The organism is Aeromonas salmonicida, from assembly GCF_028355655.1.
Classification (GTDB): domain Bacteria; phylum Pseudomonadota; class Gammaproteobacteria; order Enterobacterales; family Aeromonadaceae; genus Aeromonas; species Aeromonas salmonicida.
On record NZ_CP110645.1, the window covers coordinates 3,057,735 to 3,071,087 of the forward strand.

The 13,353-nt window shown below is 49.4% G+C and carries 9 protein-coding genes; 6 read left to right on the forward strand and 3 right to left on the reverse strand.

Features of this window, described 5'->3' with window-relative positions; genetic code table 11:
* Positions 1–68: 68 nt before the first annotated feature.
* The 6 genes from wecC to ONZ54_RS14355 all read left to right on the forward strand — a co-directional run bounded on the left by wecC (position 69) and on the right by ONZ54_RS14355 (position 10,717).
* Positions 69–1,319: a UDP-N-acetyl-D-mannosamine dehydrogenase gene (gene wecC / locus ONZ54_RS14330; RefSeq protein WP_271786493.1), complete on the forward strand. Its 1,251-nt coding sequence runs from the start codon at positions 69–71 to the stop codon at positions 1,317–1,319.
* Between the two features lie 30 nt (positions 1,320–1,349).
* Positions 1,350–4,484: a glycosyltransferase gene (locus ONZ54_RS14335; protein ID WP_271788288.1), complete on the forward strand. Its 3,135-nt coding sequence runs from the start codon at positions 1,350–1,352 to the stop codon at positions 4,482–4,484.
* A 177-nt stretch (positions 4,485–4,661) separates the two neighbouring features.
* Positions 4,662–5,678 (forward strand): galactosyltransferase-related protein, encoded by a 1,017-nt coding sequence (locus ONZ54_RS14340; protein ID WP_271786494.1) that lies wholly within the window; start codon positions 4,662–4,664, stop codon positions 5,676–5,678.
* Positions 5,679–5,849: 171 nt separating this feature from the next.
* Positions 5,850–7,094 (forward strand): alpha/beta hydrolase family protein, encoded by a 1,245-nt coding sequence (locus ONZ54_RS14345; protein ID WP_271786495.1) that lies wholly within the window; start codon positions 5,850–5,852, stop codon positions 7,092–7,094.
* Between the two features lie 214 nt (positions 7,095–7,308).
* Positions 7,309–9,396: a capsular polysaccharide biosynthesis protein gene (locus ONZ54_RS14350; protein WP_271786496.1), complete on the forward strand. Its 2,088-nt coding sequence runs from the start codon at positions 7,309–7,311 to the stop codon at positions 9,394–9,396.
* Between the two features lie 7 nt (positions 9,397–9,403).
* Complete coding sequence (locus ONZ54_RS14355) at positions 9,404–10,717, forward strand: capsule biosynthesis protein (RefSeq protein WP_271786497.1); 1,314 nt, start codon at positions 9,404–9,406, stop codon at positions 10,715–10,717.
* A 52-nt stretch (positions 10,718–10,769) separates the two neighbouring features.
* Here ONZ54_RS14355 and ONZ54_RS14360 read toward each other — a convergent pair whose 3' ends face one another.
* From ONZ54_RS14360 to ONZ54_RS14370, 3 genes are all read right to left on the reverse strand, one after another.
* On the reverse strand, positions 10,770–11,462 hold the full coding sequence (locus tag ONZ54_RS14360; RefSeq protein ID WP_271786498.1) for an ABC transporter permease: 693 nt from the start codon (positions 11,460–11,462) through the stop codon (positions 10,770–10,772).
* A 3-nt stretch (positions 11,463–11,465) separates the two neighbouring features.
* Positions 11,466–12,206 (reverse strand): ABC transporter permease, encoded by a 741-nt coding sequence (locus ONZ54_RS14365; protein WP_005310137.1) that lies wholly within the window; start codon positions 12,204–12,206, stop codon positions 11,466–11,468.
* A 354-nt stretch (positions 12,207–12,560) separates the two neighbouring features.
* Positions 12,561–13,334, reverse strand: coding sequence for an ABC transporter substrate-binding protein (locus ONZ54_RS14370; RefSeq protein WP_005310135.1), 774 nt, complete (start codon positions 13,332–13,334; stop codon positions 12,561–12,563).
* Positions 13,335–13,353 lie beyond the last annotated feature (19 nt).

Sequence of the window (13,353 nt, forward strand, 5' to 3'; positions counted from 1 at the left end):
ACAGATTACATACCTGTCTTTGGGGGCATGCATGATGCCCCCTGTTTTACTATCGAGAGCACAAAATAATGAAATTTGAAACCATCTCCGTTGTTGGTCTGGGTTATATCGGTTTGCCAACTGCAGCAGTCATCGCCAGCAACGGCATTCGTGTCGTAGGTGTGGATGTCAACCAGCATGCGGTAGACACCATCAACCAGGGCAAGATCCACATTGTTGAGCCGGGTCTGGAAGACCTGGTCAAGCAAGCCGTGCAAGATGGCCATCTGAGCGCCCACACCAGCCCGCAGAAGGCTGATGCCTTCCTGATCGCCGTACCGACCCCGTTCAAGGGCGAAGATCATGAGCCGGACCTGAGATATATCGAGAGCGCCTCCCGCGCACTGGCCCCCATGCTGGAAAAAGGCAACCTGGTGGTGCTGGAATCCACGTCACCGGTCGGCGCGACCGAGCAGATGGCCAAGTGGTTGGCCGAAGAACGCAGCGATCTGACCTTCCCGCATACCGTTGCTGAAGGCCAGACCCCTGATATCTTTGTGGCGCACTGCCCGGAGCGCGTACTGCCCGGTCAGGTGATCCGCGAGCTGGTTGAGAACGATCGCATTATCGGTGGCATGGACGCAGCCAGTACTGCCGCTGCCACCCAGGTCTACAAGATGTTTGTCAAAAAGGGCGAGTGCATCGCGACCGAAGCGCGCACTGCCGAAATGAGCAAGCTGACCGAAAACGCCTTCCGTGACGTCAATATCGCCTTTGCCAACGAACTGTCCCTCATCTGTGACAAGCAGGGTATCAATGTGTGGGAGCTTATCTCCCTGGCCAACCGCCACCCCCGTGTCAATATTTTGCAGCCAGGCTGCGGCGTGGGTGGTCACTGCATCGCCGTCGATCCCTGGTTCATCGTCAACCAGAACCCGGACACGGCCCGCATGATCCACCAGGCGCGTCTGGTCAATGATTACAAACCCCACTATGTGGTGGAGCAGGTAGAAAGTGCGATCGCCGGTATCAACAACCCGAAGATCGCCTGCCTGGGGTTGGCATTCAAGCCGGACATCGATGATCTGCGCGAAAGCCCGGCCCTGGATATCACCAAGACCCTGGCCAATAACCCGGCCTATCAGATCCTGGCGGTGGAACCCAATATTGAAGCGCTGCCGGCTGCGCTGGAAAATCGTAATAACGTCAAGCTGGCATCGGTTTCTGATGCATTAAATAGTGCTGATTTAGTGCTCATTCTTGTCAAGCACAAGCAGTTTATTGGCATCAACGCATCTGATATCAAAAATGCAAAAATCCTAAATTTTGTTAACGCATAAAAACAACTTTATAAGGAAAAGTGGGTGTTAATGCCCACTATTTTTACTATGAATGCACGGCAAAAAAAGAAACTTTTAAAAAAGAACATTGTAGCGTCTCTGAATACTCAAAGCCCCTTAATAACAACTGCGCCACCCCATCAAATATATAATATTGTAGATGAACAGTCCATCACTTCATTAAGGACACAGCTTGTTCAGATTCACAGTGAAATAATGAATCAACAAGACCATATTCATACACTTTCTAAACTTTCTCAAAGAAATCAACATGACTACTTAAAACCACTGATCGCCGAAAATCAACACTTGATCAGTTCTCTTGAGAGGACGAGTCTAAACAAGTCTATTTTTAATGCTTTCCGAGAACAAATCTACACATTAGAAAGACAGAATTATGAGCTACAAATAGAACTAGAAAAAGAAAAAGAACGGACTATAAAAGTAAAAAGCTCGCTTTCTTTCTTGCTGGGAAACACATTAATAATGTACCGCAAGAACAATGAAAGTTTATTATCTTTGTTCAAAAAACTATCCGCAATTAAAAAGACTGCAAAAGCGCGCCGAGCGCCTGATAGTGCTGTAATAATGCCGGCCTCCCCCTCTTTTAAAAGCAACCTTAGCGTTACCCACAGATACTCTGATTCATCTCTAAAGATAATTCCGACTCTTAATGAGGATGAATACTTACCACTAGATAAGGGACCATCTTGGTTCAGCTTTACACCGCATGATTCTGGTGAAATCCGACTTTTATTCTCGCTTCATAAATCAGAAAATGTTAAATACAAGGACCTTCTTGCCCGCATCAGATACTTGGGTATGGATGGTAATGATATATCTGGGGAGATTTCCAATACCTACATATCCGCCACAGTAGGAAGATATGTGTATCTTGATACTATAGACGAAGAAAGTAAGGCACAACTGATACTTACCCCACCTTCTGTAGTAGGCACAATACTAATTGGCCTCCAAACTTGGCAGTCCAAAAATGAAATTAGAGTCTTAAACCGTTTTGAATCAGCCTCAGAAACAAGCAATTCAATTAACCATGATGCTGATGAAGAGTTCATATCTTTAAAAGACGGGGTAAGTATTATTATCCCTAGCTTTAAGGGAAATGAGACCATACCTGATATGCTTAACTCGATTGTTGAGCAGTCACTTTCAAAATCATTGATGCAAGTTGTTATCATCGTTAACGGTGATGACACGAGTTCACTCTCTCTGTATGAGAAATTTAAAAAAAACCATAGGGATATGGATATAGTCGTACATCATGAGTCTATCCCTAGTGCATCAAATGCAAGAAACGTTGGTATTGGCTATGCTGACAGGAAGTTCACACTTTTCCTCGATAACGATGACATGTTGTCTGAGAACTATATCCAAGCTTTGTATAACAAAAGGGATCCTAGCGCTATTGTTATAGGTGGTATCCATGACATTAACGAACTTGGGGATGTAATTAAAGATAACAGTGCCAACAACCAATATTTGCTAGCATCAACTAAGCCATTCATTTCTTACAATGATGTCACTGCAATTACAACTATGATTGCATGCAAACTATTACCTACTCATCACCTTAAAAAGGTCAATTTTGTACCACATCTACGCAGTGGTGAAGACGTTGTATTCTTTTGTGACTACATGGCGAAATTTAAACCAGAAATCAGAGCGGTTGCAGAATCAGATAATGCTTTCTATATTAGGCGAATAACTCAAAACTCTGTATCACGACAAAAATCCACCTTTGATTTCTGTGTTCGTCAACGGCTTCAGGTTATAAAAGAACTAAAGGCACTACAAGCCATCACTGACGATGGCAAACAAGTAAGTTTTATCCAGTCAAAAATAAATGCTCAGTGTACATTTATTAAAAAATTCCTCGATGAATCACCAGAATATAAAGAAGAGTTGCTTCTAGAGCTGAAGGCCCTATCGCTTGAGGACTTTTCATATGAAGTAATAAATAGAGGGAAAGCAAAGTCTTTAGTCATATCCTATTGCTTCCCGCCGTATGTAGATACAAGTGCTTGTGTTATGGCAAAGCGGCTCAGAGCTGAAGGAAAAGTTGTTGATGTTGTACATAACAATATGAGCAAAGTGAGAAGTGTTTCTAACGATCTTAATCTGCTCGTCAACGATCTTATAGAACAAAGAAAAGTTGTCAACACGCCATCTACCTTTGCTAATTGGTCAGGTATATATAGTTTTGCTCTCGAAACGCTAAAGTGGGCTACACGAAAACAGTCTGCCTATGAATCGATATATAGTAGGGCAATGTGGCCAGCATCACACTTTGCTGCATTTTTGGTAAAAAGAGCTAAACCAGAACTAAAATGGATAGCAGAATTTTCTGATCCAATACAGTGGGATATTAAGTCCCAAGAAAGATATGCAAAACTAGACCTCGACTTTATCAACGAGAATGTATTCGGTAAATCAGAAAAGATCGATTCCCTTCTCTTAAAGTACAAAGATAATGACAATCTCTATTTTTGGTGTGAACTCCTACCTTATCTGTATGCTGATGAAATAATTTTCACTTGTACTAATCAACGCGACTATATGCTGTCAAAGATTAGCGATGAAAAGATTAGAAAAATCGCGTTAGATAAATCAATTATCTCACAACATCCAACATTGAAATCATTCTATTACACTCTTGGAAGTGCTAATTACCCTATAGATAACTCAGTAAAAAATATAGGTTACTTTGGAGCATTTTACTCTAAAAGAAACCTAGACGATGTAGTTCAGGCTTTAAAAGCCTATAAGAATAATGGGCAAAAAAATATTATTCTCCATGTTTTCACAGAGCAGAAGGATGATGCTACAGCCTTTGTTAAAGACAATGATCTTAGTGAATACATTAAGATTAATGGTTATTTGGATTATTTGGATTTTCTCAAAGTAATCAATGTGTTTGATTGCCTAATAGTTAACGACTCAATAGTAAAAAAAGAAAAGGGAATTAATCCTTATCTTCCTTCAAAACTCAGTGACTACATGGGGGTTAAATCTTCTATATGGGCAATTGTTGAAGAAGAGAGCGCACTTTCAAAGATTGAAGGAATCCACTATATGAGTCAAGCTGGAGATGTCGGCACCGCAACTAGCATTTTAGAACAGATCTCTAGAGAGTCCTTTAAATGACAGGAATCACTGATAAAATAAATACCAATTTTTACTTTAGTCTGCCTGAAGGCCTAAAGTCTAATTTCTATCAACAATATATAATGTTTGGTCTAAAACCGTATGCAAAAAACAATTCGGATGAGTTCTTGGTAGTTACAAACCATTTTAACTCTCATTATAAGATAGCTCTATAATATGTCTAGTTACCTTGACATCATAATCCCATGCACGTTAAGTAACCAAGCATCCGATCCCATCAGAAAGAACCGACTACAGCAATGTAAAGCTCACCTTAATGGTGAGCATACCCATAACATAATCGTTTCCCCTCTCCTCAATCCAGAGGGGATTTTCTCACCAGGGAAAGCTAGAAATGAATTAATAAATAATGCAACAGGAAAATATATTTTCTTGTTGGATGTAGATTTATTGTCCAGCCCGACATTAGTTTCTTATTTATCAAATAGAGTTCATCCCCTAACTCAACATCGACTATATGAGTTTGAGATGTACCCCTGTCTCTATCTAACCAAGGAAGAAACAGAGCGGTTTGACGGGGATTTTCAAGGCTGCCTCGAATCCTTTCTGCGCGGTGAAAATCACAGGGTGGAGGGGATTGCCCTGGCCAGCAGTTGCTTGCTGATCCAGCGCGAGTGGTTTTTGCAGTTAGGAGGCTTTGACGAACAGTTTGTCGGCCACGGTGGCGAGGATCTGGAACTGATTGACCGGCTGACTCGCCATTATCCCATAGGGCCAAGGCCCGATGATTATGGCTTGAATATCAAGGCGCAGCACCCGGGGAATTATCAGGGATTTCGCCGTTATTTCAGTTATTATGCCCTGCCCCATCTGTTTGCCGGCCGGTTTCTGGTGCATCAGTGGCACCCCCGCCCCCTGACGCACCCCTATCACAAGCGCAGGGCGGGCAACGATCAGCTGCTGGAACAGATGCTGTCACGCTCCGAGTCAGAGCGAGGCCCCTTGAAAGGAGCGATCATGCCCTGCAATGACCTCAATGGAGAGCTGCCGGACTTTCGGGAGTGGATGATCCGTTTGCAGGAAGAGGCGGGTTATCCCGTCCGTGACTACCCGGGGCTGTTGCGCTGGCAGGATGGCATAGGCCCCAAGCGCCCCCTGTGGCGAAAACTGCGCAAGCTTTACCTCAACCCACGTGCTTTTTTCAGAGACATGTTCAAACCCGCATCTCACTGAGATCAATTACCATCCAAATAATTAACAAAAATAAGATTAAGAGCAATACCAGTCATTCTCTACCGATTCTTGGTACTGAGATAGATACGGCACTGAATATTTCAATAACTATTAAAATATTATCTGTCATTCTCCCTTAATTATACTTTAAAGTGGCTTTCGGTTGTAAACATGAAATCATTTAAAACGTTAGCAGTTGATCATATATGCAACATAAACATCCAGCGTGAAGATGCTACCATATGTGAATTGAAAATAGATGACTCTTTGACACTATCAGGCTTATACTATATAAAGAATGATACAGATAAGGTTGTTGTATTTTTTAACGGGGCAACAACTAGTCCGCTAGATGGTAAAAAAATATATTCAAGATGGAGTTGGGGATACAATACTGGCACTTCGTTTATTTCATTTGATGATCCAATTGTCTCCTGCACAAGACTAACTAACTTGGGATGGTACATTGGAACCAAGGACACGGATATTCAGGACATAATAAATAAAATACTTTTACATGTCTGTGATAAGTTTAACATCCCTCTTAATAGAGTTGTTTTTTATGGTTCATCTGGCGGTGGTTTTGCTGCCATTATGGCGGCCATAAAACTCCGTGGATCTACAGCGATTGCCCTCAACCCACAAACTAATATTTTAAAATACAATAAGAAACCACATGAAACAGTGTTAAATAATTTCTTTTCTATTAATAATGCTATACATGAATCAGTTCTCACTTATTTGGATAGATTTTCAATTCTAGAAGCTATAAAAAGAACATCATATTTACCCAATGTAATATATATACAAAACACTCAGGATACATTTCATTTAAATAATCATTACATTCCATTCCATGATCTTTATGTTAAAATGACACGAGATGTTGGTAATTATAAAAACAAGCTACATGTTCGATTGTTCAATCATGAGGACGGCCACTCCAGCATTTCTAATCAAAGTGAATTTTTAAATGAAGTATCATTTGCACTGAGTAATTTCACTGAAACTGAAACCACACATATTTCAACAAGAAACCAAGAAAATAAACTTAACCTTAGCGATAATACTTTATGGTTTGATATAGATGATGCTGCTTACAACAGTGAAATAAAATTCTCCATTTTATTATCCAATCTATGCCCTGACAACGATAAAAAACCGGCAATATTGCTGTTTGAGTGTCATGAGTTAGCCACCATAAAATTAAAGGAAGCTGGGTTATGGTATTCCGATTCGTTACAATGCCCATATAAATACATTGATAATTTTAACGAGGATGGATTCTTTTCATTAACAATAAAAAACTCCATATCGATTAAAAAAGTTGGCATTAGAAGATGGCAATCTATAAACCAGCCAGTACTAGAGCACTTTAATATAAAATATGATAGGGATTGGCAAGTTAAACTCTGAGTCGTCATGTTTGCTAAAAATCAATTAACACTGAATGACTAAATAATGGAATGTGACTGAGGGAGCCTATACCCTATGAGGCACAGTATCTTCCCAGGGCTGCTGCGCTGGCAGGACGGGCTCACTGTCAAACGCCTCCTCTGGCGCAAGCTTTTTAAGAGAAATGTTCAAACCCGCATCTCACTGAACTTCATTTTTTATCTGAGCAACTTGCATGACTCTATGGACACAATCTGGCGGCATACTGGCCCGCGACGCGCAGATCCGCGCCTGCCTGGACCAGCCATTGGCGCGTCTCAACCCTGATGCCACTCCCCAGCCCGGTGATGCCCTGGTGGGCTGGGGCCAGAAGGCCAATACCCGTCAGATTAAACAAACAGCCCAGGCCCTGGGTCTGCCCTATTGGCAGCTGGAAGATGGCTTTATCGGTTATATCGGCCACCCTGCCCGCGGTGGCAAGGCCGTGTCGCTTATCGCCGACCCCGTCGGCATCTATTACGATGCACGCCAACCCAGCCAGCTTGAACAGCTTATTGCAACGCCCTGTGACGCCGCCATGCTTGAGCGGGCGCAGCGGCTGATGGGTGAGCTGGTGCGCCTCGGCGTCACCAAGTACAACTGCTACGCCTCACGCCCGGCTCACCCGGCGGGTAATGCCTCTGCCGGTCTTTCTGCACGAGGTGAGCATGGCGGTTTGCCAGCCGCGCTGGCACAGCGCCTGTTGCAAGATGCCAGACCCAGAGTGTTGCTGGTGGATCAGGTGGCCGGCGATCTCTCCATTCCAGGGGCGCTGGCCAGTGAAGCGGACTTTGTGGCCATGGTGGAAGCGGCACGCCGCAATCACCCCGATGCCCGCCTCTTGCTGCGCACTCACCCGGACACCCGCTTTGGCAAGAAGAGCGGCGTGCTGGCCCGACTGCAACTGGACGATGTGGAAGTGGTTGCCGAACACTGCCATCCCCATGCCCTGCTCAACCGGGTGGAGGCTGTCTACACCGTCTCTTCCCAGCTCGGATTTGAGGCCTTGCTGCTCGGCAAGCCGGTGTATTGCTTCGGCATGCCATTTTACGCCGGTTGGGGGCTGACTTTTGATAGCAAACAGTGCGAGCGACGCAAGGTTCAGGTATCACTGCCCCAGCTGGCGGCCGCCGCCCTTATCCTCTATCCGCGCTATCTGGATCCCGTGCTGGGCCAGCGCTGTGAGGTGGAAGAGGTATTGACCATAGTGGCCCGTCAGCAGAAGGCTGCGCCGCGCTGGCGCAGACTCTATCTGGTTGGTTTCTCCTTGTGGAAGCGCGCCTTTATGCAGGCATTTTGTCACCACCTGGCCGATGAGCTGCGCTTTGTGCGCACACCGCCCAAGCGGCTGACAGGCGATGAGCAGGTGCTGGTATGGGGCAGCCGCCATCCGGATCTGACCTCGGCCATCCGGGTGGAAGATGGCTTTATCCGATCAAGAGGGCTCGGCTCCAACCTCTGTCGCCCCTCCTCCTTGTCCATCGATCCGGTCGGGATCTATTTCGATAGCCGCATGCCAAGCGGGCTCGAACAGTTGCTCAACTACCAGCAGCTGACCGAGGCCGACGTCAATCGGGGCAGTGCACTGATCGATCTGCTGCGCCAACACAGGGTCAGCAAATACAACGTAAGCGCGCCACAGCACTATACCCCCCCTGCGGATGGTCGCACTTTGGTGCTGGTAGTCGGCCAGGTGGATGGGGATGCCTCTATCCTGACCGGCAGCCCGACAATTCGCAGCAATGAACAACTGCTGTGGGCCGTACGTGCGGCCAAACCGGAGGCGCACATTCTGTTCAAGCCGCACCCGGATGTGGTGGCCGGTAATCGGGCGGGCGCCATCTCGGCTGCCTGTCTGGCGGAGTGTGTGGACAGCCAGGTGCTGGACATAGGGCTGACCAGTCTCTATCCCCACGTGGATGAGCTGCATACCATGACCTCGCTCAGCGGGTTTGAAGCGCTGGTACAGGGTGTCAAGGTCACGACCTGGGGTCAGCCCTTCTACAGTGGCTGGGGGCTGACGACAGATGCCCATCCCCCTGCCAGGCGCCAGCGCAGCCTGCCATTGGCGGCGCTGGTCTATCTGACGCTGGTCGCCTATCCGCTCTATATCGATTGGCAGACCGGGCTCTGGATAAGCCCGGAGCAGCTGATCCGCCAGCTGGCAGAGCAGGGGCAGTCATCGACCCGCAAGTCGAGCCTCTGGCAGCGCTGGCAGATCAAGTTGAGTTATCTGACACAGACGCTGCTGCAACGTCCCTCCCTCCCCCAGCTCATGAGATAAGCCGTACATGAAGATTTTGTTGTTGCAAGGACCGCTTGGCCCCTTCTTTCAAACCCTCAGCCAGACCCTGAGCGAAGCGGGCCATGAGGTTTACAAGATCCATTTCAATGGCGGGGATGAGTGCTGGCCTTGCGTCGGTCACAACGAGCGTTTCACCGGCAAGCCGGACACCTGGAATACCTTCTTTCGCCGCTTCATCAAGCGCCATCGTATCGACAGCCTGATCTGCTATGGGGATTGCCGCTATTACCATCTGCAGGCCATTCGCATCTGCAAGCTGAAGAAGATCGCCGTCTGGGCCATGGAAGAGGGTTATCTGCGCCCGGACTACGTGACGCTGGAGCAAGGGGGGGTGAATGCCTTCAGCCCGCTTTATGCCAAACGTGACCAGCTGGCCGAGATGCAGTGGCCCGCCCCTTATGATGCGCCATTGCAGGTGGGCAAGACCTTTGGTCGCCGCGCCTGGTATGCCAGCCGCTATCACATCAGCAAGAATCTGTTTCACTGGCGCTACCCCCATTTTGTCAATCACAGACCCTGGAGCCTCTATCAGGAGGCCAAAGGCTGGGTGGCGGGCGGTCTGGTCAAGTGGCGGTACAGATGGTCTGACCGCAGCCTGCTCAGAGCCTTGCCCCAACACAAGGGCCATATCTTCTTCGTGCCCCTGCAGGTCACCGAAGATTTTCAGATAAGGGAGCACTCTGACCTGAGCGGAGTGGAAGAGATGGTCGCCCAGGTGATGAACTCCTTTGCCCGACATGCTCGCAGTGAGGATATCTTGCTGTTCAAACATCATCCCATGGACAGGGGTTACGTCAGCTACCAGTCCCAGATCAACCGCCTGGTGACGCTGCTCGGGCTGGAAGGGCGGGTGTTCTACGGTTATGACTTGCCGCTGCCGACCCTCTATCCCCTGCTCAAGGGGGTCATCACCATCAACAGCACGGTTGGCCTCTCCGCCCTGCTGCACGATGTGCCGACCTTCTGCATGGGACGCGCCCTGTACGATCTGCCGGGTCTCACCACCCGTGGCACCCTTGAGAAGTTCTGGCACAAGCAGAGCCCGGTGTGCAGCGACACCTTCGAGCGCATGCGACAATCCCTGCTGCATCTGACCCAGCTCAATGCCAGCTTCTATCGCCATCTGGAACTCAGCGCCATGGCAGTGATGCAGAAGATCCATCGACACAGTGAACAAGTAACACCCACCAAGCAGGGGGTCTCTTCCCGGCTATCTTCCTGTCTCATCGGGGCCATAGGTGCACTGGGTACTTTTGGCTTGCTGTCAGAGGAGATGCTGACACCGATGGCGCTGCTCTAGACCACCACTCACCCACAAAAAAGCCCGCAATTGCGGGCTTTTTTTATGGTCGTTACAGGCTGCGGGGGCGCAGGTGGGCGTGCCAGCGGGCTTCCCACTTATTGAACAGCCAGACGATGACGAAAGTAAGCAGCATGTAGAGCAGGCCAGCGGTCAGGAAGGCCTCGAACGGGCTGTAGTAGCGGGAGTTGATGATCCGCGCGGCGCCGGTCAGGTCGACGATGGTGATGATGCCAGCCACCGCCGAGCCCTGCAGCATGAAGATCACCTCGTTGCTGTAGGCGGGCAGCGCACGGCGAAACGAGTTGGGCAAAATGATGCGGGTGAGGGTTTGCCAGCGGCTCATGCCAAAGGCGTTGGCCGCTTCAATCTGCCCCTTGGGCATGTTGAGCACGGCGCCGCGCACTATCTCTGCGGTGTAGGCGCCGGTATTGAGGGTGAACGCCAGCAAAGCGCAGAACCAGGCTTCGGCAAACAGGATCCAGGCTGCGCTGTTTTTCAGCCACTCCCACTGGGCAGCGCCGTAGTAGATGATAAAGAGCTGTACCAGCAAGGGGGTGCCACGAAAGAAGTAGATATAGGCCCAGATCGGCCCCTTGATCAGCCAGTTGCGACTGTTGCGCAGTATCCCCATGGGTACCGCCAGCGCCAGACCGAGTATGAGGGATGCCGCCACCAGCAGCACTGTGGTGTAAAGCCCCTGCCAGTAGGTAGGCCACTCTTTGAGAATGATTGAGAAATCCATGGCTTACCTCGTCTTTATCGCATAGTGACGCTCGGCCCACTTCAGTGCCGAGGTGGAAACCGCAGTGAAGATCAGGAAGATCAGGGCCACCGCCATGTAAAAGGTGAAGGGCAACTGGGTCGAGCCTGCCGCCAGGGACGCTTTGCGCACCATGTCATCGAGGCCGATGATGGAGACCAGCGCCGTGGTCTTGAGCAGTACCAGCCAGTTGTTGCCAAACCCCGGCAGGGCGTGGCGCATCATCTGGGGAAACAGGATCCGGACAAAGACCTGGGTTGCCCGCATGCCAAAGGCGCGAGCAGCTTCCAGCTCCCCCTTGTCCACCGCCAGGATGGCGCCGCGGAATGTCTCCGTCATGTAGGCACCGAAGATGAAACCTATGGTGGCGACCCCGGCCGCAAACGGACTGATATCGATGTAATCAGGCAGCAGGGAGACCCACTCCTGATTGGGATTGCTCTCGAGCAAGAAGTTGTTGTAGGTCTCGTTGACCCAGGTACAGACGCTGTTGATCAGCACCTGGCCGCCGAAGAACAGCAGCATCATCAGCACCAGATCGGGAATGCCGCGAATGACGGTGGTGTAAGTGGTCGCAATGCCCCTGGCCCACTTGTAGGGCGACAATTTGGCGAGCGCTCCCAGCATCCCCAGCAGCAGCGCCAGCAGCAGCGAGGCCAGCGCCACTTCCAGAGTGACCCAGGCGCCCTCCAGCAGGGAGGCTTCGTATCCTTTCAAATCAAACATATGCAGCTCCATTGCACATTGAGTGGGCTCGCCCCTCCCAAGCAGAGGCTCCATATTCTTTAAAACCACACATATGCAGCTCCATTGCAATCAAGCAGGCCCATCACTCCTTGCAGGAGATAACGGGCCCGATATGACGACTGATGGGAGTCAGCCTGTCGTTCCTGGTTCGCCGTCGGCACCGCAAGGACCCCAAGCCTCCTCCTGGCTCTTTCATACAAGGGAGGAAGTTGGCAACGCCTCCCCCTTGTGAAGGGGAGGCCAGGAGGGGGTTTTGATGATCCGCCGTAGACGACGTTCGGTTGTTATTCGCCGTAGACGTCGCTTTCTTACGCGCCGTAAACGTCTATCTGCTTACTCGCCGTAAACGTCGAACTCGAAGTACTTGTCGTTGATTTCCTTGTACTTGCCGTTGGCGCGCAGGGCCAGGATCGCCGTGTTGAATTTCTCTTTCAGATCCTTGTCAGCCTTGCGAACGGCGATGCCGGCACCCTCACCAAACCACTTGGGATCGGTCAGTTTCGGGCCGACGAACTCAAAGCCGTCACCGCCCTCTTTTTTCAGCAGACCATCCGTGATGGCAGCGGAATCGGCCAGCACATAGTCGACACGACCGGATTTCAGATCGAGGTAGGCTTCATCGGCGGTGCCGTAACGCTTGATGGTGGCGTTGGGGAAGTTGTCGGTGATGTAGGTATCCATGGAGGTAGCGCGTTGCACCGCCACGGCCTTGCCATCCATGAAGGCCTTGTCGAGCTGGACGTCAGTGCCTTTCTTTGCGGCGAAGCGGGCCGGAATGTGCTGGTACTTCTGGGTAAAGTCCACCTTCTTCTTGCGCTCTTCCGTGATGTCCATGGTGGCGATGATGGCGTCATATTTGCGCGACAGCAGCGCCGGTATGATGCCGTCCCAATCCTGTTTGACCAGGGTGCACTTGACCTTCATCTCTGCGCACAGGGCGTTGGCGATATCGATGTCAAAGCCTTTCACTTCGCCACTGGGCTCGGTCCAGGAGAAGGGAGGATAAGCACCTTCCACCCCGATCCGCACTTCTTTCCACTCCTTGGCCATCAGGCTACCGGAAGACAGGGCAGTCACTATGGCAGTCGCCAGCATCAGCTTGTTCATGTATCTCTCCTTGATAAAA